This window comes from unidentified bacterial endosymbiont, from assembly GCF_918320885.1.
In the GTDB taxonomy this organism is placed as follows: domain Bacteria; phylum Pseudomonadota; class Gammaproteobacteria; order Enterobacterales.
Genome location: NZ_OU907312.1, coordinates 38,830 through 62,662, shown reverse-complemented (window position 1 = coordinate 62,662; position 23,833 = coordinate 38,830). Strand labels below are relative to the sequence as shown.

21 protein-coding genes and 1 pseudogene are annotated in these 23,833 nt (G+C 49.7%); 3 read left to right on the top strand and 19 right to left on the bottom strand.

The genetic code is table 11. The features are described 5' to 3' along the window. Positions 1 to 222 precede the first annotated feature (222 nt). From NL324_RS00280 to NL324_RS00260, 5 genes are all read right to left on the bottom strand, one after another. Positions 223 to 3,096, bottom strand: a complete 2,874-nt coding sequence (locus NL324_RS00280; RefSeq protein WP_253305855.1) for a hypothetical protein — start codon at positions 3,094 to 3,096, stop codon at positions 223 to 225. Between the two features lie 96 nt (positions 3,097 to 3,192). Beyond that, positions 3,193 to 3,747 carry a hypothetical protein gene (locus NL324_RS00275; protein ID WP_253305854.1) on the bottom strand — a complete coding sequence of 185 codons (555 nt, stop codon included), beginning with the start codon at positions 3,745 to 3,747 and terminating at the stop codon, positions 3,193 to 3,195. A gap of 43 nt (positions 3,748 to 3,790) precedes the next feature. After that, a complete protein-coding gene (locus tag NL324_RS00270; protein ID WP_253305853.1) occupies positions 3,791 to 4,453 on the bottom strand; it encodes a prepilin-type N-terminal cleavage/methylation domain-containing protein in 663 nt (220 codons plus the stop codon). 33 nt (positions 4,454 to 4,486) lie between these two features. After that, positions 4,487 to 5,038, bottom strand: a complete 552-nt coding sequence (locus NL324_RS00265) for a type 4 pilus major pilin (RefSeq protein ID WP_253305852.1) — start codon at positions 5,036 to 5,038, stop codon at positions 4,487 to 4,489. Between the two features lie 212 nt (positions 5,039 to 5,250). Beyond that, positions 5,251 to 6,453 carry a GspE/PulE family protein gene (locus NL324_RS00260; RefSeq protein ID WP_253305851.1) on the bottom strand — a complete coding sequence of 401 codons (1,203 nt, stop codon included), beginning with the start codon at positions 6,451 to 6,453 and terminating at the stop codon, positions 5,251 to 5,253. An 81-nt stretch (positions 6,454 to 6,534) separates the two neighbouring features. Between NL324_RS00260 and NL324_RS00250 the strand changes: the two are divergent. Beyond that, positions 6,535 to 7,700 (top strand): annotated as a pseudogene (locus NL324_RS00250) (IS3 family transposase). Positions 7,701 to 7,718: 18 nt separating this feature from the next. On the opposite strand, the gene NL324_RS00245 reads toward NL324_RS00250, so the two are convergent. Genes NL324_RS00245 through pilO2 (NL324_RS00235) form a run of 3 tightly spaced genes read right to left on the bottom strand, consistent with a single transcriptional unit; the run spans position 7,719 to position 9,763 of the window. Continuing rightward, positions 7,719 to 8,078, bottom strand: a complete 360-nt coding sequence (locus tag NL324_RS00245) for a hypothetical protein (protein ID WP_253305850.1) — start codon at positions 8,076 to 8,078, stop codon at positions 7,719 to 7,721. Beyond that, positions 8,068 to 8,550, bottom strand: coding sequence for a hypothetical protein (locus NL324_RS00240; RefSeq protein WP_253305849.1), 483 nt, complete (start codon positions 8,548 to 8,550; stop codon positions 8,068 to 8,070). Before NL324_RS00240 ends, NL324_RS00245 begins: the two co-directional genes overlap by 11 nt. Continuing rightward, positions 8,540 to 9,763, bottom strand: a complete 1,224-nt coding sequence (pilO2, locus tag NL324_RS00235; RefSeq protein WP_253305848.1) for a type 4b pilus protein PilO2 — start codon at positions 9,761 to 9,763, stop codon at positions 8,540 to 8,542. The genes NL324_RS00240 and pilO2 (NL324_RS00235) overlap by 11 nt, the downstream gene beginning before the upstream one ends. A gap of 228 nt (positions 9,764 to 9,991) precedes the next feature. Here pilO2 (NL324_RS00235) and NL324_RS00230 point away from each other — a divergent pair, with 228 nt between their 5' ends. Beyond that, positions 9,992 to 10,291, top strand: coding sequence for a transposase (locus NL324_RS00230; RefSeq protein ID WP_253305847.1), 300 nt, complete (start codon positions 9,992 to 9,994; stop codon positions 10,289 to 10,291). Then, positions 10,207 to 11,157, top strand: coding sequence for an IS3 family transposase (locus tag NL324_RS00225; RefSeq protein ID WP_366516351.1), 951 nt, complete (start codon positions 10,207 to 10,209; stop codon positions 11,155 to 11,157). The genes NL324_RS00230 and NL324_RS00225 overlap by 85 nt, the downstream gene beginning before the upstream one ends. Before the next feature lie 37 nt (positions 11,158 to 11,194). Here the strand turns inward: NL324_RS00225 and pilN (NL324_RS00220) are convergent, their stop codons facing one another. The 11 genes from pilN (NL324_RS00220) to NL324_RS00170 form a co-directional block, all read right to left on the bottom strand. Then, complete coding sequence (gene pilN / locus NL324_RS00220) at positions 11,195 to 12,634, bottom strand: PilN family type IVB pilus formation outer membrane protein (protein ID WP_253305846.1); 1,440 nt, start codon at positions 12,632 to 12,634, stop codon at positions 11,195 to 11,197. Further along, positions 12,621 to 13,007: a TcpQ domain-containing protein gene (locus NL324_RS00215; protein ID WP_253305845.1), complete on the bottom strand. Its 387-nt coding sequence runs from the start codon at positions 13,005 to 13,007 to the stop codon at positions 12,621 to 12,623. Before NL324_RS00215 ends, pilN (NL324_RS00220) begins: the two co-directional genes overlap by 14 nt. 221 nt (positions 13,008 to 13,228) lie before the next feature. Further along, complete coding sequence (locus tag NL324_RS00210; RefSeq protein WP_253305844.1) at positions 13,229 to 14,359, bottom strand: type II secretion system F family protein; 1,131 nt, start codon at positions 14,357 to 14,359, stop codon at positions 13,229 to 13,231. Between the two features lie 190 nt (positions 14,360 to 14,549). Continuing rightward, a complete protein-coding gene (locus NL324_RS00205; RefSeq protein WP_253305843.1) occupies positions 14,550 to 16,547 on the bottom strand; it encodes a shufflon system plasmid conjugative transfer pilus tip adhesin PilV in 1,998 nt (665 codons plus the stop codon). Further along, on the bottom strand, positions 16,544 to 17,818 hold the full coding sequence (gene pilV, locus NL324_RS00200; RefSeq protein WP_253305842.1) for a shufflon system plasmid conjugative transfer pilus tip adhesin PilV: 1,275 nt from the start codon (positions 17,816 to 17,818) through the stop codon (positions 16,544 to 16,546). The genes NL324_RS00205 and pilV overlap by 4 nt, the downstream gene beginning before the upstream one ends. 120 nt (positions 17,819 to 17,938) lie before the next feature. Beyond that, positions 17,939 to 18,502: a type 4 pilus major pilin gene (locus tag NL324_RS00195; RefSeq protein WP_253305841.1), complete on the bottom strand. Its 564-nt coding sequence runs from the start codon at positions 18,500 to 18,502 to the stop codon at positions 17,939 to 17,941. A 21-nt stretch (positions 18,503 to 18,523) separates the two neighbouring features. Continuing rightward, the gene (locus tag NL324_RS00190) at positions 18,524 to 20,122 is read right to left on the bottom strand and encodes a GspE/PulE family protein (RefSeq protein WP_253305840.1); all 1,599 of its coding nucleotides are present in this window, start codon (positions 20,120 to 20,122) and stop codon (positions 18,524 to 18,526) included. 10 nt (positions 20,123 to 20,132) lie between these two features. Continuing rightward, positions 20,133 to 20,612 carry a hypothetical protein gene (locus NL324_RS00185; protein ID WP_253305839.1) on the bottom strand — a complete coding sequence of 160 codons (480 nt, stop codon included), beginning with the start codon at positions 20,610 to 20,612 and terminating at the stop codon, positions 20,133 to 20,135. After that, positions 20,602 to 21,837: a type 4b pilus protein PilO2 gene (pilO2, locus tag NL324_RS00180; protein ID WP_253305838.1), complete on the bottom strand. Its 1,236-nt coding sequence runs from the start codon at positions 21,835 to 21,837 to the stop codon at positions 20,602 to 20,604. Before pilO2 (NL324_RS00180) ends, NL324_RS00185 begins: the two co-directional genes overlap by 11 nt. Next, positions 21,825 to 23,375, bottom strand: a complete 1,551-nt coding sequence (pilN, locus tag NL324_RS00175) for a PilN family type IVB pilus formation outer membrane protein (protein WP_253305837.1) — start codon at positions 23,373 to 23,375, stop codon at positions 21,825 to 21,827. Before pilN (NL324_RS00175) ends, pilO2 (NL324_RS00180) begins: the two co-directional genes overlap by 13 nt. A gap of 29 nt (positions 23,376 to 23,404) precedes the next feature. Next, positions 23,405 to 23,752 (bottom strand): toxin co-regulated pilus biosynthesis Q family protein, encoded by a 348-nt coding sequence (locus tag NL324_RS00170; protein WP_253305836.1) that lies wholly within the window; start codon positions 23,750 to 23,752, stop codon positions 23,405 to 23,407. Between the last annotated feature and the right edge of the window lie 81 nt (positions 23,753 to 23,833).

Genomic DNA, 23,833 nt, shown 5'->3' with positions numbered 1-23,833 from the left:
TTCCTCAGTCAAACAGTAGATGGGGATACCATAGCATGATTTTGTCCCGATTTTTCACCTCATTGCCAGCTAGGGAGACAGTATCCAGGTGAAGGTACAGTGCTGGTAAGCTGCCAGAACAACCTTCAGCAGTCCAGCCCTATCACGTTGTAATCCACTACCTATTCCCTTCAGGTTGGCTAAGCTGGTAGCCTTTATTGGCCTAGTCGGCACATAGCTGCGTTATTCGGCGGAGTGATGATTTGATAAAGAGTCATCCTCGCTGCGGCAGTCATCATCAATGCTTTGGTAGTCATCATAATCATCAATGATTTTTGAGTCATCATCAACACTGTTGGAGTGGTCATCTACTGGAGGTTCATCAATACTGAGTTGCTCACCACTGGGTGAAGGCGTACCCTCGCTTAGTGGGTTATCACTTGCTGAAGATTCATCAACGCTTTTGGAGTGGTCATCTACTGGAGGTTCATCAATACTGAGTTGCTCACCACTGGGTGAAGGCGTACCCTCGCTTAGTGGGTTATCACTTGCTGAAGATTCATCAACGTTTTTGGAGTAGTCATCTACTGGAGGTTCATCAATACTGAGTTGCTCACCACTGGGTGAAGGCGTACCCTCGCTTAGTGGGTTATCACTTGCTGAAGATTCATCAATGCTGTTGGAGTAGTCATCTACTGGAGGTTCATCAATACTGAGTTGCTCACCACTGGGTGAAGAACTATCAGTGCCGAGGCGGGTATCACTTGCTGAAGATTCATCAACGCTTTTGGAGTAGTCATCTACTGGAGGTTCATCAATACTGAGTTGTTCACCACTGGGTGAAGAACTATCAGTGCCGAGGCGGGTATCACTTGCTGAAGATTCATCAACGCTGTTGGAGTAGTCATCTACTGGAGGTTCATCACCCAGGAATTTTAATTGGATTGGACTTGGTGTAGCTTCCTTCAAAACTAAATCTATCAGTTCCCATTTTATTGAATTTGCAGTTTTTTTATCTTTAATATTTTTTTTATAATTCTGTTCAAATTCTTCAAAGGAGCTTAAGCTGGTAACGAATGTATATAGTTTATTATCTTTTAGAACACTCTCTTTAAATTTTTCTAACTCTATTTTTCCTATATAGTTATCGTTTATTTGATTAGACAGATCGTTAAAAGGTGAGTCTTTTAACTCTGGGATTGAATGAATATTCTTTGTGCCTTCTTTTAAAAAAGATAAAATTTTTCCATATTCTTCGTCGGTGGTGATTTTTTCTTGTAAATTAATCCCTATTGGATACTTGATAATACTAGGGAATGTTTTAAGATCTTTCTCTTTTTCGAAACAATTTAAAATTAACTTATTGATATGTTTATTTTCTTCGGGATGGGTACTTTGAGTTTTTGTTCTATTAAATGTTTTAAGTTGTGTAAGAAATTCGTTAAATAAAGTTTTTCTAGTAGTATTGTATTTTGTTGTAAAATTTTTATATTTTTCATTTTCTTTATAGGTATTAATTTCTTCGTAAATATGTTTTAAAGTAGCATAATGTGCTGAAGGATATTTTTTATTGTTTTTAGTGCATTGGATAAAATATTCATTTTTTTTTAAATAATTATGAGAGAATAAACTATTTAATCTTTTTAATATACTATCAATAGTTTCGTCAGAAACTTTATAATTTAACCTTTTATTTACCGGGTTAAAGAGTGTTTCAAATGATTTTTTAATTTCCTTGTCAGATTGATCCCCTAGGCTATCATATCTATTATAGGCATCTATCGCATAGAAAAAATATAATTTTCTTTCGATTGTATCTTTTGTAAATTGATAGACTGTTTCAACATTTTTATCTGGAAGTTTCTCTGAAAGTTTCTCTGGAAGTTCAATAAGGAACTCAGGGCGATCAAAGAGTAATGGTATTGGCGGACCATAATGAAATGTTTCGAAAGCATAAGCTTTTAGGCTGTTTGGTGAACCTTTCTTTTCTTTTCCACAGATAAACAATAAATTATTACTATCTTGGGTAGGCACGGCTATAAACAGTCGGCCTAAAGCTGAAAATGCTTCGGAATTATCCTGGCATAACTTATCAGCAAAAGATTGTGGCTTTTTCGAGTATTTTTCTATCAGGGGGTGACAAGGTAGCTGATTCCAAAAGCAGTGCAGTTGTGAGCTTTTTTTTAGGGTTGTCGGTGTCGATATACTTTGTTGTGTGTTACCTCGTCTGAAGTTTGCGACCCATTTTTGTTCTTCTTTTTGGTAGATAAAATGTTTATCAGCTACCTTACGGATATCACAGCCGAATGGCAAACTGTAAAGGGTGCTGATGGCCGTAGAGTTTAAAATAACTTGATTATCCTCTAGATCAATTAGATTAAACCTGGGTAAAGATTTTGAATTACGCAGTGTCGCTCGCAGTGAGTTTTGATCTTTTTTTAACAGCCACTGCTGAGGGCCAACCGAGCTGCCCTGGTTAAAAATAATTTGATTACCCTGTAGATCTAATGACGTCTGCATTTGATTTAGCTGAGGCGTGCCCTTGATGGCTTTACGGTACAGTAGGCAGTCAGCTGAGGTGAGCGCTAGTTGATTGAGATCGTGCCTGGTGACTAGATGCCCTTCGCCGGGGGACTTTAGTCCAGTCGGCCAGCGCAGTGACCAGAGATTCTGCTGCCCACGAATGATCGGGCCTTTTATCCTATCACTCATAGTGTAACCAGAGAGAATGCCCAGTGGGGTGCTGATTCGTAACCAGGCACGTTTTGGAATGGGGCGTCCGTCCTGGGTATGCACCCAAAGTTGCCAGCGACCTGCTGCTGCAGAGTGCAGCAGGATGCGATAGCCTTGTTGATAGGGATTATCGTTCTGGTCAATCGCATCCAGTAGCTCCGTTGGGAGCTCGTGGAAACAGGGGTCGTTAGGGGGAGGCGTGTTTTTATACTGATTTTCTAGATGCTGCAGGATCAGGGGCCACCGTTCGCTCACCAGTTGTTGTGCTTGTTGGCTGACGGCCTGCAGTTGCTGCGCGGCAGCTGTCGCGGAGCGCTCATCGACGTTCTGTTCTACATACCGTGCTATTAGCAGCAAGCCGCTGATGTATACGATTAACAGCATGAGCGTCTCTAACAGCGTGAAGCCCTGCTGCGGCCCGCTCGATTTTTCGGTGGCTGTAGCGGTTAATCGGATTATCCTAGTAGTGACCATGGGAGTTTACTCTGATGGGTCCATGCTTTTTAGTAAGTGGGCCCGCAGCTCCCCCTGTGGATGAGTAGTGCAGAGATAAAGGAAAGTGGTTTGCTGATGCTGGGTTCCTAGCATAAACAGCCGTCCAAGCGTTTCCGATCCCCTGCCAGGCATTGTGGCTTCTTGACAGACTTGATTGGCAAAAGACTGCGTTGCTTTCTCCCCTTCATCATTCTCGTCAGTGAGTTCATAGTAAGCCACTTTGTTCCAGTAGCGGTGCAATTCAGATGGTGAATAATCCTTGACAGTATCATTATCCCTCCATTTCATGGGCAGTTGATGGCCAGAAAACGCTACTTTTTGAGCGGTAATGTCCAGCGTTCCAGAACCATCTGTTACGGTAATCGTTGGGTTGGAGGCGTCACAAGCCAGTTTCACCTGATTTGGGCTCTCCGGAACGGTGAGCTCCATCATTGAGGCACTAAGCGTTCCTGAAGTTTTATCGCCTTTAAACCTAATTTGGTGCCCTTGCAGGTTTAAGTTGGTCTCCATCTGGTTGAATTTTTCTTGCGGATGAGGCATGGTCGTACGATGCAGTAGGGCGGAATGTCGTAGCCGATCACTTTCATAAAGCAGACTCAGGCGATGGCTTAGTGAACTTTTTTTCAGTTTTTTGGCGGGAGGTTTGATAGAGGGTTTTGGGCGGCAGCGTAAGGTACCATCCCTGTTGACTGCCGGTGATTTTTTTAGACTTTTTTCCAAAGAGATAGCCCCCTTGGCGCCCCAGGTACCGGGCACTTTGGCGCAGGAACCTCTCTTGGATGGCCCGGCCTTCGGTGGTCATGACCAACAGCTGTTGATGCGGTTGTGGAGCTGTTTTAGCCTCTACATAAAGGGCATAATACTGACCATAGAGATTCGTTGGATGGAAGCCGTCAGGGAGATACTTGTTCTTGATTAATTGTTGGTAACGCCACTCCTCTAGGGATTGGGGTACGTATGGGGGTGCATTTTTGGGTGGTTTAGGGTTATTAAGTTCGCTTTTTTGCTCGTTTTCCCACCGCTGCCGCTCTTCTTGCAGATTGAATGGGACATCCCTGTCCAGCAGATAGCGCTCTGCGGCGTTCGCCACCATGCGCAGATGCGCGGCGACGTTTCGATGCAGCTGCTCTTCCAGACGCTGCTGCAGGTGCTGGCCGCCCAAAGCGATCAGCAGCATCAAGATGATTAATCCGGCAAGCCCCTCCAGCAGGGTGAAACCCCGCTGGTGATCGCTGATGATCTTCAATGGTTCTCTACCGGCTAATCAGTTGTCTCATGACTAATCACTTAACACCAGACCAATTGGTGGTGCAACATTGCAGGCATTCACTATAGCAGCCAGAGTGGCATTTCTAGGAACCGCTGTGATGACATTGGTACTATCAGCTATTGATACTACAGAAAAATTATTAAGCAAATCTTTGACTAGTGTATTACAGGCTGATTTGGGTATACCCGGATAGGTTATAACAAATTTTTGTACATCGTTAGGATGAACGTTGACTGAAACCGGTTGATTCCATTGATTCATAAGAGCAGTAGCTCCTCCAACAGCCTGCTGTCTTAACGATTTCGGTACCACATCAGCATTGATGAGGTCGGCGACAAGAGGATCACCCGTTGCACCATAACCTTGAGGGTTCGCTAACGATTTGATGGCTGTGGAAAGGTTAACAATGCTATCCAGCGCTCGGGTTGCCTTAGATGAGTCCATCATGTCGGCCATTTTAGCGGCTGAAAGCCCAATAATGGAGAAACCAATAATCAAGACAATAATTAATTCTAAGGCGGTAAAACCGCGTTGGGAGGGCGGGGTGTTTTGACAATTCATAAGGGTTGCTCCTGCTTGGTTTAAGATCCTTGACGACTGAGCATTCCAGCGTTGGCTGGCGGTGCTGCACTAAGGCGTTGTTCAACTTATTTTCTATTGACGTTATGGCCTACCAACGGTAGGGGCACTCCACTGAAATACGGCGAGCGCGGTCGATGGTTAATGCGTTATTGCATACACAACTCCTTGTCTAATGACCAGGGCGCCACTACTCAACTCATCAGCCCGCTAGCGTGAAAGGGAGCTCCATCACTGAGGGCATCATGGTCGAGCATACAGACATCTTGCTCACCATCCCGCGGATCGATGAGGCCGTGATTAATTAAGGTGATTAAATTACGATTTTTAGTGCAGCCCTGGCGCTGCCCGATCCAGTAACGGCGGGCCTCCTGTTTACCCTGGCGCAGGAACAGCTCCAGCAGGTTACCATCAGGCTCAATGACCTCCGCCACCACGGTGCGGCCGGCAATGCCGCTCTGGTTGCAGTGACCACAGCCGCTGCCACGTACAAAGAGTTGATCGACCTCGCAGTAGGCCTCGATACGTTGCTGTAGGGCAGTGGGCCAGCTCGCCGCTTGCGTTCGATAAGGCTGCTTACAGTGACTACACAATTTTTTCACCAGCACCTGGTTGATCAGGCCGGTGATCAGTGAGGCATCCTCTAACAGTGAGGTCGACACCCCAATGTCACGGAGACGGGTTAAAATCGCTAAGGCGTCATTGGCATGGAGGGTGGTCCAGACGCTATGCCCCGTCATCGCCGCTCGAAAGGTGGCGGTTGCTGAGTAGCTATCACGCACCTCACCACACATTAAAATATCGGGATCTAAACGCATGGCGTTAGCAATGGCGCGGCCCCACTCCCGGTTGATGGCGTCATCATCATCTTTATCACAGATAATCGGCGTCTGCACCGCCCCTTTGATCTGATACTCCGGCGGATCCTCCATGGTTAACACATGCGCTTTCTGCTCCCGAGTGGTGATCACCTTTTTTAACAAGCACTCCAGCGTAGTGGATTTGCCAGAGCCAGTGGGACCGGAGAGGATATTGATACCAAAGCGGCGATTGCCCATATGGCTAATCGCTGCAATCTGTTCCGGCAGATACCCGAGATCCTCCAACTGTAGCTGGCTGCTGCCGCGATCATAGAGTAGTCGGATCACCATTAATAGCCCACTATCGGTGGGACGGGTGGCGACCCGGCCACCATACAGCGCCCGGGTCTTCAGCAGCGACGGCATTAACCGGCCATCTTGACTACGATGGGGGTTAAACACCGGCTCAGCGACATCACACATGGTCTGGTAGATGGTGGCACAGAGCATCTGTCCCTCCTCAGACGATAACTCAGCGTGCAGTCGCAGTTCGCCATTGATCCGAAATTTAATCTGTGTCACCAGGTGACGGACCACAAAATGATCTTGCTACCCTTTAACGGACACAACGAAGAGGAACAAAGCGTATAATTTTTTGTTACTTTTTGAGGTGAAGTTATGAATCAAGGGGAATCAAGGAGCTATGATAAGGAATTCAAGCTGAATGCGGTAAAGCTGTATCACAGCACTGGTAAAACGCTCTGTCAATTGAGCGAGGAATTGGGAGTTCCCAAGAGTACATTGGCAGGGTGGGTCCATCAGCATAACAAGGATGGTGCAGAGGCTTTCCCGGGCAAAGGATACCTGAAAGCGTCTGATGCTGAGCTCAGTCAATTGCGGAAAGAATTGGCGATAGCACGCGAAGAGAGGGATATCCTAAAAAAAGCCTTGGGCATCTTCTCAGTGGCCCGCAAGTAAAATACCAGTTTATGCAAAAGCATGCTGGGGAATTCAGCGTAGAGAGGATGTCCAACGTGTTAGGTGTATCCCGCAGTGGCTATTATCAGTTTATCAAGGCTGAGCCATCCAAGCGCTATTGTGAGGATGAGCGTTTAATATCTGAAATTAAAGAGGTTTATACCATAAGCAACCAAATTTACGGTAGCCCACGTATCCATGCTGAGTTACGAGCTAGAGGTGAGCGCTGTTCACGCAAACGGGTTTGTCGGCTAATGAAAGCAGCCCATATTGCGGCTAAGATGAAAAAACGATTTAAGGTAACCACAATAGTCGATCCAAAGGCCGCAGTGGCGCCTAATTTACTCAAGCAGAAGTTCACAGCCACTCGCCCTGATCAATACTGGGCAGCAGATATTACCTATATTCCGACCCAAGAGGGATGGTTGTATGTTGCTATCGTACTGGACCTGTTCTCTCGTAGTATCGTGGGGATGGATATGCAAGCTCACATGACCACCGAGTTAGTAGCCGCAGCATTACGCCAGGCAATAACACGGAGGAAGCCTGCTGCAGGTCTCATCCACCACTCCGACCGAGGCAGCCAGTATACCAGCAAAGGATTCAAGGCTGTATCGGCGCATCACCAGATAACGCTTAGCATGAGTAGTACGGGCAATTGTTATGACAATGCAGTAGCAGAGAGTTTTTTCCATACCTTAAAAACAGAGCACACCCACTTTGAACGTTTTGAGAGCAGAGAACAAGCCAAATTGAGCATTTTTGAATACGTAGAAGTGTTTTATAACCGACAGAGACGGCACTCAACGCTAGGCTATCTGTCTCCTGTAAATTTTGAAAAAAATTGGTTATCCCAGGTCGCTTAAGGTTTCTCTTCTCTGTGTCTAAAAAAAGGTGGCAAGATCAAAATGCACATCGCTGGCATTCGTTTGCACCGCCGCTTGAATCAGGTTGGCCACGTGGTTTTGGCAGGTGGAAACATCGTACAGCTGAGTTTTTGGTGCTGCTTGAGCATAGCAGTCAGCGATAAACTCAATGTCGACCAACTGCACAGTAAAGGGCTGCTGATCTCGGCAGAGTTGATCGATAAAAGCGAGCACTAGCGGGTTATTTTTATGCGAGGAGGAGAGGTAAAGCGTGCCCTCGGTGGTAAGACAGAGTAATGCCTGTAGCTCATTGGAGAGAGGATAGTGCCCCTGTTCATCGGTGAGCAGCTCCAGTGGTTGAGCGCTATCAGGGTGCATGAGCACTGTCCAGGTGAGTCTGCGGCAGGGAGGGCATGAGTCGGGCCGCCATTTGACCCGTTATCTGATAGCGCTTTCCTTGTTTCTCAAGCTCCACGCCATCGAGGGTGATTTTGAGTACTCGCTCCCCACACAGCAGCCGCTCGCCGCGGCGGGCGGTGAATGGGGTCTGATGATAAGTAAAGGTGGCCACGTAGTGCTGGTTCACAGCGTAGATACTATTCAGGGTAAGCGCGCCGAGTCCTTCACCAGAGGGGCAGATCTTTTGCGCTCCCCCGTGAGTGGGGCGTAGTCCTTCTAATTCACGCTGTAGTTTAAGATGCTCTAAGGTCACTTTAAGCCAGCGAATATCCTGCTGCAGTGCACTCAGATCACCCAGCGTCTCCTCATCCCCATAAGTCATAGCCAGCGGGCTCAGCAGCAATACAGGGAGTAGGATCCAACCCCGGAGATAAACGGTTCTATTCGCCATAGAGTGTTCCTTGAAGGCTCCAAGTGACTAGGCCATTTTGGCTGATAGTATTGTTTAAGTGATGAATCACCACCCCGCTGAGCTCGGCTTTTTGCAATAACTGTCGCGGCGAATCGGGGCAATTCCATCTAAAGTTAGCGCTCTTCTTAGTCGCAGTGACGCTCTCCTCAACGCTGCCAGTCGCGGCACCACGATCTATTGGATCCCTGAATACCTGGGACAGCGTAGGCAGTGGCTGCAGCTGCTCGGAGAGACGTGCTTCCAGCCGCAGCGGCCGCTGGACTCGCCCCCGTTCAGCACTCTGCAATCGGTAGTCGGGGTATCGTTTGGCAGCAGCCTGTAAAAAGAGTTGGTCATCACTGGGCGCACGGCGCTGGTAGGTAGCACTGCTGCCTTGAGCACTGCACTGGCTCTCTATCAGCTGCCAACCACCTAATAGCAGTGGGTAGTGGGATAGGTGCTGGGTACACTGCTGGAGCACCACCCGAGCGGCCGGCTGCTGCTGCCAGACAGCTTCTGCTATCACCATTTTTTTTTGCTGCTGCTGCGCTCGCAGCTGTGATAGCTGCTGCAGGGTTAACCGAGATAGTGCCGCTTGCTGCTGTTGAAAATAGTGCTGGCCGGTATAAGCCAGAATCAGCAGTAGGAGAACGACACCACTGCCTCGCAGCCATCGTTGTCTATTTTTGGGGGTGTTATAAACGACTTTTAATGGATAGGCCAGCGGGGTGCTGCTATGGAGTAGCGTGCTAATCTCTAAAGGCTCGCCACCGAGATTCAGCTGTTCTGGTGCATAGCGGGTGGACCAATCACAGAGCGCTTGAAAGCGCTCGAACTGTGCGGTCACGGCGGCCGCCGACTCAAATAGACCATCACAACCGGGAACAACCTGACCGCCAGCGACGCCACATAACAGGTACTGCCCGTTTTCCCACTCAAAGATGCCGATCCAATCATCACCCAGCTGCGCCATCAGCAGCAAGGCGGCACTATAGTACCGCTGCCCGCTGGGTAGCGGTGGGGCGATGCCGCACTGGACTTGGTTATCGTGATAGTGCAGCACCAGGCGTTCACCAGCTGTGCTGTCTAACAGCTGCCGCGCCGCGCTTTTGGCATTTTGCGCTGGCAAAGGCCGCCACAGCAGGCCGATGACCGCCACGGCTTTTGCTCGGAGCGGCAGCAGCGCTAAGGGGGGAGTAGCGGAGGAGGGCATGGGTTTAAGACAGCACCGTTGGGGTGATGATGAGAACAATCAGCGAGCGTTTCTGGTTGGCGAGAACGCGCCCCCCTAGCAGCCAGTTGTTCGGCGAACCAGTTCCTTTACGTTCTGCTTGATTAGTAATCTGTTCAAATCCAGAGAGCACTGATCTTGCTACCCTTTAACGGACACAACGAAGAGGAACAAAGCGTATAATTTTTTGTTACTTTTTGAGGTGAAGTTATGAATCAAGGGGAATCAAGGAGCTATGATAAGGAATTCAAGCTGAATGCGGTAAAGCTGTATCACAGCACTGGTAAAACGCTCTGTCAATTGAGCGAGGAATTGGGAGTTCCCAAGAGTACATTGGCAGGGTGGGTCCATCAGCATAACAAGGATGGTGCAGAGGCTTTCCCGGGCAAAGGATACCTGAAAGCGTCTGATGCTGAGCTCAGTCAATTGCGGAAAGAATTGGCGATAGCACGCGAAGAGAGGGATATCCTAAAAAAAGCCTTGGGCATCTTCTCAGTGGCCCGCAAGTAAAATACCAGTTTATGCAAAAGCATGCTGGGGAATTCAGCGTAGAGAGGATGTCCAACGTGTTAGGTGTATCCCGCAGTGGCTATTATCAGTTTATCAAGGCTGAGCCATCCAAGCGCTATTGTGAGGATGAGCGTTTAATATCTGAAATTAAAGAGGTTTATACCATAAGCAACCAAATTTACGGTAGCCCACGTATCCATGCTGAGTTACGAGCTAGAGGTGAGCGCTGTTCACGCAAACGGGTTTGTCGGCTAATGAAAGCAGCCCATATTGCGGCTAAGATGAAAAAACGATTTAAGGTAACCACAATAGTCGATCCAAAGGCCGCAGTGGCGCCTAATTTACTCAAGCAGAAGTTCACAGCCACTCGCCCTGATCAATACTGGGCAGCAGATATTACCTATATTCCGACCCAAGAGGGATGGTTGTATGTTGCTATCGTACTGGACCTGTTCTCTCGTAGTATCGTGGGGATGGATATGCAAGCTCACATGACCACCGAGTTAGTAGCCGCAGCATTACGCCAGGCAATAACACGGAGGAAGCCTGCTGCAGGTCTCATCCACCACTCCGACCGAGGCAGCCAGTATACCAGCAAAGGATTCAAGGCTGTATCGGCGCATCACCAGATAACGCTTAGCATGAGTAGTACGGGCAATTGTTATGACAATGCAGTAGCAGAGAGTTTTTTCCATACCTTAAAAACAGAGCACACCCACTTTGAACGTTTTGAGAGCAGAGAACAAGCCAAATTGAGCATTTTTGAATACGTAGAAGTGTTTTATAACCGACAGAGACGGCACTCAACGCTAGGCTATCTGTCTCCTGTAAATTTTGAAAAAAATTGGTTATCCCAGGTCGCTTAAGGTTTCTCTTCTCTGTGTCTAAAAAAAGGTGGCAAGATCACACCAAGGTATCCCCAGAGCGTAATTTTACTTTTTGTGAAAACAGCCGAGTGTTAATTTCTGGCAGCTGAATTTCAGCTTTGTCTTTGACCCCAAAGGTCTTGGTGTCAACAAGCTCACTCAGGTTAATGGTATACTGCAACAGCAGCTGGTTGTCTGCCATGACCAAGGGCAATAGATGCATGTTAAAGCCATGAGTGAGCATGCCGGGAGTTAGCGTAATCGTCTCCTCCCCTTTGGATTTTGTGGTCGTTTCTGTGCGCGCCAAATAACTTTTTTGGGTGGCCACTTGCACCGGGACTGGTTGCAAATTTAGCGTCGTCACTGATGGCGAAGTGATTGTCGACACTTTTCCCTGTTTGGCAAGTGCCTTGAGCAACCACTCGGAGCCCCCTAATTGGCCACCACCCTGCACCTTAAAAATGGATGCATTGCCAATGCTCGATTGATCACCGGGGGTGAGTCCGAGTCCTGCTAATAGGGAACGGCCACTGTTCGCAGGATCATAGAGTAGACTCCAATTGATACCCAATTGATGCTCATCATGTAATTCAATCGCTAATACTTTGATATTGAGGAGTACCTGCTTGGTGATGGTACGGTTTTCATGGCCGATATAGTGTGCAATGCGATTGAGCACGCTGGGGGTATCTGTGACGGTGACACTGCCAGTGGAGGGTGATCGGGAGAGCTGGCCAACCCCTTTAGTTAACATGGATTGAATGTTCCGGTGGATATCTTCCAGCATATCGCTTTTGAGCGATACGCTAGTCTTTTGTGCACTTTGACCACTGCCTCGACTCCCACTATCGTTACCTCCTAGTCCGACATCGATACCAGAACTGATCGTAGAGCTCATTTTGGTCTCGGAGGGGATAGCGTAAATTTGAAAGGTGCGTGAATCGAGATAGTAGAGGGTGATCGCCGCCTCTTGGTACCGCCAGGAGAGCCCTAGCGTCGAGGAGACTTCATCTAATAGTCCCGCTAACTCCCCCTGCCAGCGGATACCAGCAATCGTAGGTTCATCATAGGGGGTGGGTTGTTTTTTTTTGCCCTGTTGTAACTTCGCTTCGGCATCGGGTGTTAAGCGTAGGCGCAGGCCACTGAGCTGATAGATGATTTTGCTCAGTTCGCTCAACGGCACTGGCGCCGCGGTGGCAAAAGTAATTTTTCGGTTAGCCGAGGCAGGTAGACGCGTCGGTGGTAATCTCAACGCCTTCGGAGAGACCCAGGGTGTGTGATGCACAGTAATCCGTTGCCGGGGGGGGCTGGCTAGCCCTCGCAGTAGGGCCTCTCCCTCCTGCTGATCAGCGGTGATTTGTTGGGACAACTGATGACTCTGCTGCAGTGCGCCGCAAGCTGTGAGGAGCGCGCTACACAGTAGCCAGCGTACAGGGGCGGGCACCCGGAGGCGAGTGGTGAGTTTAAGAGTTTTCATGGTTTTGATCACCAATAATCACTAACCGCTGCTGCGGGTAGAGATCAAGATAAAAAGGGTGCTCAGCCTGGCTGTAGGCTTGGGTAACCGCTTGTATCGCTTGTGAAAAACCGCCTTTGAAACAGGTGGTCACTAGAATGGGGTAGTCATAGGGGAACGGCCACTGGAGTGTCCAGCCCGCGCTCTGCGCCCAGCGGTGTACCGAGTGCTTGAGAGTTCTGCCTTTATAGAGGCAGTAGATTGAGGAGCGTGCCGGCACGTAAGCGCGAGGGCCCTGGCGCAGGCCCACAGACGGGCCACCCGCCGGGTTGACGCTGCTGCTGACAGTGCACGGGAGAGCGTACAGCAGTAGTAGGGTTACCAGCCTGCGCACCGTTGACCTCCTTGTGAACACATTGTATCAATCCCTTTGTCCTTCTTACCCTAAATGTAGCCTATTTATTTTTATTTTCAATTGACAAGTTAAAAATTATTTATTAGGTAAAAAAACCATTCCGGGAATGGCTAGGGTGGATAGGAGGTTGCTGGCTGCTAGCCGTCACCCATCGGTAACGGCTAGCGATCAGCGGGAAGGTACGTCGCGGTGCTAGGAAGTTATTCGCTGACCGCTTGAATCGAGTCTTGTAATCCACCAGCCCCTGCAATCACGATCAACATCGTGCCGCCGACTGCGAGGATCCCAGTGACCAGAATCAACTTAGCGATCTGCTGGATCCCCTTGACGGTTTCCACCAACCAACCGCGGCCAAATTTGGCCAGAGCGACATCTAAGCCACTATATTCGGCAATCACTGAGAGAAAGCGATTGGCCTTTTGATCAGGGAAGTGGTAGCCAGTCGCGCATAAGGCCTCACCAAAATTTTTACCGGCGGCCAACTCTTTGAGGGTGCTGTTAATGCGTAGCTTGAGCCAGGGATTGGCTGGGGCTGCCAGTTTGGTTAAGGCAACATTGAGCAGCATGCCTGAGGTGATCATGGCGGAGACATTCAGCAGAAAGGTCGATCCTTGTACCATGCGGTAGATCGACCAGGGGGGGACTCTATCGAGCCAGATCCGCAGCGGGCCATTCAATCGTGGGAGACTCATGGTGATTAAAAAGCCCAGGGTGATCAGTCCGCCGACGGTCAATAGCCCATAGTGGGTGGTGAAATTGGCCATGATGTTGAGTATCGCGGCGCTGCCGGTCCAGGTGCTGGGATCGACCACCTGGGCGAGCTGTGGGACTAACTCAGTGGCGATCATATTCAGCAGAAAACCGGTCATGGCGATCAGGACAATCGGGTAGGTGATGGCGCCGGCTACTGCACTGACGATCTGCTTTTTCGCCTCCATAATCTTTTCGGCTTCGTTAAAGGCGGCCGCCAACTGGCCCGAGGCCTCACCCGATTGCAGTAACATCCCCTCCTCGGGGGGGATCCACTCGGACAACCGCTCGGTAAAGGAGATCCCATTATTCATGCCGGCTAAACAGGAATCAATCACGATCGCTACGGGCGCGCTGCGCTTTTTGCCCTCCTGGCTGTAAATTCGATAAAGCTCCTTGAGTGCTTGATTCAGGCGGACTTGGTTATCTAACAGCAGTAGCAGCGCTCGATAAAAATCTAAGCGCGCACCGCTGCCAAAAGCGCTTTTGGCTAAGGTGTTGTTAATGCTCTGCAGCAGGCGGGTGATAGCGGAGGCTTCAACGAAGCGTGGTGATTTTTGAGGCGTCTCGAAAGCAAACATGATGGGGCACTCCCTGTTTCTTGGATGGACAGTAGTGATAAATGGTAGTTGAAATTCTGTTACCGCTCATAGGGTATTAAGATAGCTCAAGTGGCTGGGTTCTGGTAGCAGAGTGTGCGTGCTATCGAGAAAAACCGCCGATGCATTCAAGAGGCGGGTTGCAGTCGGGCTAGTGATATCAGGGGGAGCATTAATTTAAGGGGAGATCAGTCAAGTTGAGCTCGCAGAGAGGATGTTGTGCAAGGTGTTGATCAGTAGATAATATATAAACAGTCTGCATCCAACGATTGTGTGGTATTTGTTCAAACTCTTTACATTGTAATAGGAATGTTTTTACGTTATCGGTACCAAAAACCCTCTTCACTTTTTCTTCATCTAAGTTGCTTCTGTGAAATTCGTTAGACGATGTCTTAGTATTTTTTTCTGGTTTTTTTTCGCATTGTTTTAACTGGGTTAATATGCTTTCTAAAAAAACTTTATCGCATTCACGATTATCTTTATTGGGACATCGATCTAGACAATAGTTGAAAAATAACTCAGGAATATGCTTGCTAGTGTTATGAAGATAAAATTCTGTAGGTAGATTTTTAAAATCTTTAATCCGTTTTTCTAACTGCTGGCTATTTTTAATTTTTTTTAATAGTTCACTGTTTTCTTTACTCTTTTTTATTTTTTCTATAAAATTTACCGCTTTCTGGTAATCTACTTTTCTTCCTTTGTTAGTGTTCAAAATAGTTTCTTCTAAATGGATAAAAAAGAGTATTTTTTCTATTGAATCGTACAAAAATAAATACTTCTGTAAATTTGTCTGGGGATCCGATTTATCAAAGTCACGAAGTTTTAATCCGGTAACCTGTTTTTTTTCAACGCGTTCAATAGGCGGGAATGGATCAGCGATTTTTTTTTGTAGTAGTGGCGGTGCGGAGTAAATGGAATAGGGCCGAACTTGTTGTCCAAACTGTGGTTTTCCACAAATAAAAAGAGTACTTTGCTGGTGATGGCTATTGCCTACTATAAACAGTCGTCCTAAGTGAGGGTATAGATTGCTCTGTTTAGACGCTATTTTTAACTGATTCTGCTGACTGTGCTGTTCTAAAAGACAAATCCGTTGAGCAGTTTTGTAGAGTTTTTTCTGACGGTTTTCTTCTGTCTCAATCTCATAATAAGGCAAGTGATGATAGGGGATCTGATTCCATTCCCGATGCAACTGTGATCCATAATGGGGAGGTAAAGCGCCATGAGAGGTGATTAAGGTCACTTTTTTTCCCGTGGGATCATAATCAAAGTGGTTTTTTTGTCTTCGGCTCATCAGGGAGGGTGCGGTGATCTGCACTGCAGAGGGGGAAATCCGTAACTGATGCTGTTTGGGGTTGTTTAGCCTGATCTGTGAGGCAGTTCCAGTGCTCCCTGAGCTCAAATCTATCAAGGCATGGTGTACTCCTGCGGTGGTGGTGTGCTCAAATTGTGCTCCTTGAGCGCTGACTGTTCCGTGTCGTTGCGGCGCTTCAAATACAATGGCCTGTTGTGGCAAATCAAGATCAGTAGTCATCTGCTGGCGTTGTGGATGGGTAGGGCTTTTTTTACGGTAGAGGAGAGTATCATTTGAGTAGAGATCGGGTGCTTGTACCGAATGATAAAGCACTAAATGTCCGGGTTTCACGATATTACGCGCACTGTCATCCCATGATGCTTGCCAACTGAGCATTTTACCTCCTCGTTCATTAGCGTAGGCGCCCGTATCTCCTAGTAAGGGGCCCATACTTTTCCAGTCGCGAAGCGGGATTGCTCGGCCTTGTTCTGTGGTCACCCAAACCTGCCACTGAGCAAGGGTGTTATGGCGGCAAACCCGTATCTTATACGCTTGCTGGTAGGCGTTCTTTTGTTGGAAATGGCGTGGAAGATAGCCTGCATCTATGAGCTGTCTAAAGGGCAGATCGCGGGTATTGTCCCCCGCACGCGGCCGGCGGCGGCTGTTATGCGGTGTGGTGAATTCAGCTGCGTGATCCGCTACATAAGTGCGTGCGGCATGAGCGACCGCTTTGAGCTGTCGCACCGTCGCCAAGGCGACGGCGCGTTCACGATGCTGTTGCAGCACTGTGCTGCACAGCGTCATCAAGCTGATCACTGCCAGCAACCCCAGCAGACTCTCTAACTGGCTCATGCCCCGCTGTGTCGATCTTAGGGTCATCGCCACTTTTGTTTTACAGGTGATACAGATAATGGCCGTGACGGGACCTGAAGTGAGGAATCTGCTCTTATTCTTGGGCGTTTTGACGCTTGCACGGCATCTGATGGAAACTGAGAGATTAAATGCGCTGCTGTGGCGTTTTTGGGGGTAGCATGGCTGCATAGATAGAGGAAAGTAGTTTCACTGCGCTGATGGCCTAGCAGGAATAGGCGCCCCAGTGCTGTTTCGTCCGGTGTAGTGGGCATTGAGCACCGCTGGTTGGCGAACTGCTGCCCTCCCTCCTTAGCCTGCTTTTTATCGTTGATAGCTGCTAACTCATAGTAGGGTACCTTATTCCAATAGGCCTGCAGTTCAGGTGCCGAGTAACCTATGACAGTGGTTCCATTCACGATCGACTTCCCGCTGGCGGTCACGCGGCTGGCCTCCATCACGACCTTGCTTTGAGTATCTTGAAGGGTAATCTGGGCTTTTTCATTTTGCACACCAAACGTAATCTTGTGCTCCCCGTGTTTAAAGTCTATTCCCTGGACGCTTAAACGGCTGTTCTCCTCTGGCGTTTTCCCGGTAAAGATAATGTGATGCTGCTGCATCGCTAAATCGGTCTCCATCCGATTCAGCTCTGGCTTACCACGGTGTTGCTGGCGATGGAGTAGATTATCGGTACAGACGATATCATCAGGGTCGATGTAGCGCAGCGTGGCCACATGTCCAGGTGTTTCATAGATCTGTTCCAAATCAGCTGGTTGGGGCTTGCTTACTGGTTGGTAAAGGGTCTCTGAGGGCAGGGGAAGCTGCCATCCCTGCTGGCTGCCGGTGATCATTCGAGGGGGGCGTTTGGAGAGATAGCCCCCTTGGCTGCCCAGTTGGCGGGCAATAGATCGTAATGCGCTCTCGTGCAGTGTTCGCCCGCCAGTCGTCAGGACCAACAGCTGTCTCTGCAGTTTTTCAGCACTCCCTGCCGGTTTATCCTCGAGGTAGAGGGCATAGCCCTGCCCATAAACATTCCGTTGATCCAGCACGGGCAGATAGCCTTGTTTAATAAGTTGCTGATAGCGCCACACTTCAAGAGAAACCTGATCTTCCTCTGAAAGCTTTTGCTGTGAGGACTGCCACGCCGCTCGTTCTGCCGGCGACCCTAGGTAGTCATAGCGATCCTGCACATAGCGAACGGCCGCAGCCGTGACGACTCGGAGATGCGCTGCCGCCTGCTGCTGTAGCGACGCCTCCAGCCGCTGGCGTGTGTAGTGGTTTCCCAACACCAGCAGGCCCATGAGTACACTGAGGGCGATGATTCCCTCAAGTAGGGTGAAGCCTTGTCTCGGAGCGACAGGGGTAACGGTCAAAGCACTCATGCAAATAGATTAACTTGCTACTGGCCAGGTAGCACTCTTTTAGGGTGCTGCTGGTGGTTGTCCATCAACCTCTAACGAAAAGGTAACGGTTGTGCCCGCGGCAGCAGGAATACAGCTCGTCAGTACGTTTTGTGGGGTACTTGTAGTCGTTAAGATTGGTGGAGTTCCTGTATTTAATGAGGTGAAAATCCCAGAGCTGAGCAGGCCGGTTGCCAGCTTAGAACAAGCACTTTTGGGAATAGAGGGATACACTATTGAAAAACCTTGACCCCCATTAATAACGTCAACGGTTACCGCTCCGTTCCACTCATTTTCTATAGCACCGTTTTTTATTTTTAGCGTTTTTGGTACCAGATCATTATTGATTAAATTTGCGGTGAGGGATCCTACAGCACCATAACCATCTTGCCCCTGTATAGAGCGGACGGAGGTGGCTAATTCCATAATGCTACTCGTGGCACGGGTTATTTTGGAGGCATTGAAGAGCTCTCCCATTTTGCTCGCTGACAGAGCAATAATGGAAAAACCGATCACTAAGACGATAATGAGCTCTAAGGCGGTAAAGCCGCGGGCGCGATAAGAGAGAGGAACAGCAGTTTTCATACGGGTAGATCTCCTGGGTGATTAAGAAAGGGTTGATAGTGTTAGAACATTGGTAGCGGGCGACGCAGGATCGGCTAGATCACCCGCTGTGTAGTCAGGTTTGCCGGCCTGTAACGCATCATGATCGAGCATGCAGACATCCTGTTCGCCATCCACTGGATCGATGAGCCCCTGATTGATCAAGGTGATTAAATTGTGATTTTTACTGAGGCCTTTGAGTTGGTTAAGCCAGTACTGGCGTGCCGCATTTTTCCCCTGGCTCAAAAACAGTTCCAATAGGGTGTTGTCCGGTTCAATCACTTCGGCGACCACCATACGACCGGCAATGCCGCGCTGCTGGCAGTGGTGACAACCGGGCCCCCGCAGGAACAGCTGATCGACCTGGCAGTAGCGTTCAATCCGCTGCTGAACATCTGGCGGCAGGGTGGTGTGCTGTGGGTGATAGGGCTGTTTACAGTGCCTGCAGAGCTTTTTAACCAGGACCTGATTAATTAACCCGGTGATCAACGAGGCATCGCTAAGCAGCGAATTAGAGACGCCAATGTCTTGTAAGCGCGTTAAAATAGCCAACGCATCATTAGCATGCAGGGTCGTCCAGACCCCATGGCCGGTCATCGCCGCCCGGAAGGTGGTAATGGCTGAACAGCTGTCACGGATCTCACCACACATTAAAATGTCGGGATCTAAGCGCATGGCATTGGAGATGGCCCGCGCCCACTCCCGGTTCACCGCCTCATCATCCTCTTTATCGCAGACAATCGGCGTTTGCACGGCACCGCTGATGCGGTATTCCGGGGGATCTTCTAGCGTGAGTACATGGATTTTTTGGTGGTGTCTGGCAATAATCCGTTTTAATAGACACTCGAGCGTGGTCGATTTCCCCGAGCCGGTCGGCCCTGAGAGGATATTGATGCCAAAGCGCCTGGAGGCCATATGGTTCACCCGCTCCACCTGTTCCGGCAGATAACCGAGATCATCGAGTTGTAGCGTGCTGCTGCCTCGGTCATACAGTAATCGAATGACCATCAGCAGCCCACTGTCTGTAGGGCGGGTAGCGACCCGCCCGCCGTAGAGCTCAGAGATTTTTAACAGCGAGGTCATTAAGCGGGCATCTTGACTGCGATGCGGATTAAAGACCGGTTCGGCCACATCACACAGCGTTTGATAGATGGTGGCACAGAGGGTATGCCCCTCCTCTCGGGAACATTCGGCCGTGAGGAGTAGTTCGCCATGCACCCGAAATTTAATTAAGGTGGCGCGTTCACGCACTACAATATGGAGATCGCTCGCTTTGGCCATCACCGCCTGCTGGATAATCTCCGCCACTTGGTTTTGGCAATAGGAGATGATGGCTTGGCTATTGGTTGGACCCCAACGGGTATAGAGATCGGCAATCCGCTCTAGGTTGACCAGCTGGAGGGTAAACCTGATCTGATCACGTCGTAACTGCTCGAGAAACAGCAGTACTGGTGCCGCGCATTTATGCGATTCAGAGAGGTAGAGCTGACCGTCGGCGGTTAGGCAGATCCATTGTCGTGCTTCGGCCGAGAGCGGGTAGGGACCCTGCTCAGCAGTGAGCAGTTTGATCGCGAAGTGATGCGGTAGATCGTGACTGGCCATGCGCTTTACTTCATCGGGTCGCGTGGGCGGGTGGCAAGCGGCGGGTGGCTCGGGGCACTGGTAGGGCAGCGCCTGTTAGCTGGTAGCGTCGACCGGCTTTCTCAATCTCGACGCTATTTTGCGTGATAGTCACTACGGATTCACCACACAGTAACTGCTCACCACGGCTGGCCTCTATTGAGACATGAGGGTTATAGGCCAAGGAGGCGAAGCGCTGACCGGCTACGCTGTAGAGTGCTGTCAGGGTGAGGCTGCCTATACTCGCAGGGCTGCTCTGACAAAAGTCCTGGCTCGCTTCCGCTAGGGGGGTTAACTGTTGTAGCTCCTGCTGTAATTTGAGCCGTTCTATAGAGACTTTTAAGTGCAGGATCTGCTGCTGTAGCGCACTTAAATCGGCCACCGTAGCGCTCTCAATAGGCGGTTCGCTCCAGCTTAACTGCGGGAGCAATGTGCCTATGCAGCACAGCAGGAGTCTCCATTTACTGGCCATAGAGGGTTCCTGAACATTTCCAGCGTAGGGAGCCATCTGGATTAATCGTCGTTTGCAGGGTGTGGATCACCACCCCGGCTAAGGAGAGCTTTTGGAGTAACACTAGGGGGGTCTGAACGCTCTCAAGCTCAAAGTAGGCGCTCTGTTTCTTGGTAGAGAACACATCATCGATCCGCCCGGTCGCTATCCCTTGTTCTAACTGCTGTAGGAGATCGCTTGCTAGATCGATCATCGGTGGTAAGGGCTCTTGGGGACGATTTTTAGGCAGGTTCAGGGCTTGCTGAAGGTGTACTACCTTGGCACCGCTGCTAAATTCATAAGCGCTGTTATCGCATTGTAGTCCTGCTAAAAGCCCTTTCACGGTGTGAGGGGATTGCCAGCGATAGCTAGCCTTGGCGCTGTGCCTATCGCATTGAGCCGTTTCTAAACGCCAGCCTCTCAGAAACAGGGGATAGCGGGTGATCGCCTGCATACAGTGTGTCAACAGTAGTTGAGCAGGGGGGTGTTGGCACCAGACCGGTAGGACTGGAGCTGCTTGTTTCTGACGTTGTGCTTGCAGTCGTCGCTGTTGGGCTAATCGAAGGGCTGCGTGGTGCTGGGTATACAGCCAAAACCCTGCCGTGCTGAGCAACAGGACGAGCCCGCCGACTACCCCATAACGGATCCACTGAACCCTAGTCTGTTTCTCTACTGCCTCATACTGCAGTTGGTAAGCCGCTTTGGGAGCACACGCCGCCAGCAGGGACTCGATCGCTAAGGGTTCACCACCGAGATTGAGGGGGGAGGGGGCATAAACCGTTGGCCACTGGAATAGCGCTTGATAGAGGGTGAATTGCTCCAGGGCTTCGGCAGCAGTAGCCAGTACCAGTTCACAGCCAGGCACCACCTGCCCTTTAGAGACGCCAATGAACCCGTAGGTGTGGTTGGGTAACTGAACAATCGCCACCCAATCGCTTCCTAATTGATCAATCAAATGCAAAGTAGCACTGTAGAGGGGTTCGGTTTCCACGGGGATCGCTGCTAGCCCATAGTGATAGCCATCGCCCACCTGATGCAGGAGCCAGTGGTTGCAGTCGCTCTGTTGCAGCAGCAGTTGGTGGGCCTTTGGGTGAGGTTTCGGTGGCCGCTGGGGGTACCACCGCAGCCCCAACACGGCACTTGCGGCTGCCCCCAGCGGCAGCCGCACCAGTGATGTCGGGGTGGTTGTGTTGGTTAGTGAGGGCATGTCGATTCCAGGATGACTGGAGTAATCATCAACACGATGATATTGCGTTTCTGTTCGGCGTTGATGCCACCACCGAATAGCCAGTTATTGGCATGACCAACGCCTCGGCGTCCGGTTTCATTGCGGATCTGCTCGAAACCGGAGAGCACTAAGGTTTCATTGGATCGCAGTTTCACTTTTTGTGAAAACAAACGGGTGTTAATTCTAGGCAGTTGAATATGCCCCCCGTGGATATTCTCAAATTTTTGTAGTTCGATCAGTTCACTGAGGTTGATGGTGTACTGCAGGAGCAGTTGGTTATCAGCCATCACAAAGGGCAGTAGACTCATATTAAAGCCATGGGTGATCATGCCGGGTTTCATGGAGACCGAATGCTCTCCTTTATTTTTGGTCACCTCTACTTGGGCTAAGTAGCCCTCTTGCGTGGCCACTTGTACCGGCACCGGCTGTAAATTCAGCGTGGTGACCGAAGGTGAGGTCACAATAGAGACTTTACCTTGCTCAGCTAAGGCCTTCAGCAGCAGCTCAGAATTATCAAGCCGGCCACCGCCCAGGATAGTCACCATGGCGCTATTATCGGTTGCGGCCAGGATAGTCGGTGAGCTGCCTTTGATGGACTTAAGCAGGGAGTTCCCACCGTCATAAAGCAGCTGCTTCCAATTGATCCCGATTTGATCGGCCTGATTGAGCTGTACCGACAGTAGTTTAATGTTGAGCAGCACCTGCTTCGTGATGGTTTGGTTTTCATGGCGAAGATACCGAGCAACCCGATCGAGCGTGTCTGGGGTGTCAGTCACGGTTAGGGTGCCGGTAGAGGTAGCGACCGACATCTGGCCCACTTGGGGGGTTAACATCGATTGAATATTGCGATGGATATCCTGGACCATGCTACTTTTGAGCGACACCGAGGTGGTTTGAGCACTTTGTCCCTGCTCTTTGCTACTGCCCTGTTCACTACTCCGCCCTAGATCGATGCCCGATTGGACTGTGGAGCGCATCTTAGTCTCCGAGGGGATGGCATAGATTTGAAACGTTTGAGACTCCAGATAATAGAGCGTGATCATCCCAGCGCTATACTTCCAGGAGAGCCCCAGCCCAGCGGCTACAGTATCTAGTAACCCCTCAAGGGGGCCTTGCCAACGGATCCCCTCAATCAGCAGTGGGCCGTGATTTGCGCTGGTACCCCTTTGCTCTCCTTGCAACTTGAGTAGGGCGTCCGGCGTGACCCGGATGGGTAGACCACACAGTTTATGAAGCAGTTTACTGAAGGTATTCACCGGCATTGGCAGGGTACTGGCCAAGCCAATCTCCCGGTTGAAGTGTGCGGGTACCCGGGGGAGCTTTCGCGCTATGGCTTGCTTGGAAAACCACAGGTCACGATGCAGTGTGAAGTGTGGGCGTTGTCGCTGCTGCAACTGGCTAAGTTGTTGCTCGCCCTGTTGCTGGACTGTTGTGATCTGTTGGGCCGTTTGTTGATGCCGCTTTGCAGTTGAGCAGCTTGCCAGCAGTAAAAAAGCGCTATAAAAGAGTCGGTGCATGAATCAAGGGCCCTGTTGGCATCATTGGGTTACTGAGTAATCACCAGCAAGCGTTGTGGTGGATAGAGATCAAAATAGAGCGGTTGTTCAGCCTGCTGGTAAGCCTGACTGATCGTTTTTAAGACAGTGACAAAACGACCCCTCAAGCAGGCAGGAGCGGCTATGGGGTAGTCATAGGTGCTTTGCCACTGGATGACCCAACCCGCCTGTTGGGACCAACGTTCCAAGGCACTTTTCAGTGTCTCCCCTGAACGTGTGCACCAGTGGTGCGGTGGCGCATAGGGCGGGTGGTGTGGTTTGTACTGGGCTTCTGCCGGGCAGCCAGACCACAGTAGAACGAGCGTGAGTGTTAAAAACTTTTTTAACATAGGATTCATAATGATCCTCCCGAAGAGGGGTAATTCTATTACAAAAAAGAGACAAATGTTAATAATAAATTATTTTTTTGCTTTTTTATA

Bases quoted from the DNA above. Each gene is read 5' to 3' on its own strand.
- NL324_RS00280 (WP_253305855.1), bottom strand. From the start codon at position 3,096: ATGCTGTTAATCGTATACATCAGCGGCTTGCTGCTAATAGCACGGTAT.
- NL324_RS00275 (WP_253305854.1), bottom strand. From the start codon at position 3,747: ATGCCTCATCCGCAAGAAAAATTCAACCAGATGGAGACCAACTTAAAC.
- NL324_RS00265 (WP_253305852.1), bottom strand. From the start codon at position 5,038: ATGAATTGTCAAAACACCCCGCCCTCCCAACGCGGTTTTACCGCCTTA.
- NL324_RS00245 (WP_253305850.1), bottom strand. From the start codon at position 8,078: ATGCACCCTGATAGCGCTCAACCACTGGAGCTGCTCACCGATGAACAG.
- NL324_RS00240 (WP_253305849.1), bottom strand. From the start codon at position 8,550: ATGGCGAATAGAACCGTTTATCTCCGGGGTTGGATCCTACTCCCTGTA.
- pilO2 (WP_253305848.1), bottom strand. From the start codon at position 9,763: ATGCCCTCCTCCGCTACTCCCCCCTTAGCGCTGCTGCCGCTCCGAGCA.
- NL324_RS00230 (WP_253305847.1), top strand. From the start codon at position 9,992: ATGAATCAAGGGGAATCAAGGAGCTATGATAAGGAATTCAAGCTGAAT.
- pilN (WP_253305846.1), bottom strand. From the start codon at position 12,634: ATGAAAACTCTTAAACTCACCACTCGCCTCCGGGTGCCCGCCCCTGTA.
- NL324_RS00210 (WP_253305844.1), bottom strand. From the start codon at position 14,359: ATGTTTGCTTTCGAGACGCCTCAAAAATCACCACGCTTCGTTGAAGCC.
- NL324_RS00205 (WP_253305843.1), bottom strand. From the start codon at position 16,547: ATGACCCTAAGATCGACACAGCGGGGCATGAGCCAGTTAGAGAGTCTG.
- pilV (WP_253305842.1), bottom strand. From the start codon at position 17,818: ATGGGCCTGCTGGTGTTGGGAAACCACTACACACGCCAGCGGCTGGAG.
- NL324_RS00195 (WP_253305841.1), bottom strand. From the start codon at position 18,502: ATGAAAACTGCTGTTCCTCTCTCTTATCGCGCCCGCGGCTTTACCGCC.
- NL324_RS00190 (WP_253305840.1), bottom strand. From the start codon at position 20,122: ATGGCCAGTCACGATCTACCGCATCACTTCGCGATCAAACTGCTCACT.
- NL324_RS00185 (WP_253305839.1), bottom strand. From the start codon at position 20,612: ATGGCCAGTAAATGGAGACTCCTGCTGTGCTGCATAGGCACATTGCTC.
- pilO2 (WP_253305838.1), bottom strand. From the start codon at position 21,837: ATGCCCTCACTAACCAACACAACCACCCCGACATCACTGGTGCGGCTG.
- pilN (WP_253305837.1), bottom strand. From the start codon at position 23,375: ATGCACCGACTCTTTTATAGCGCTTTTTTACTGCTGGCAAGCTGCTCA.
- NL324_RS00170 (WP_253305836.1), bottom strand. From the start codon at position 23,752: ATGAATCCTATGTTAAAAAAGTTTTTAACACTCACGCTCGTTCTACTG.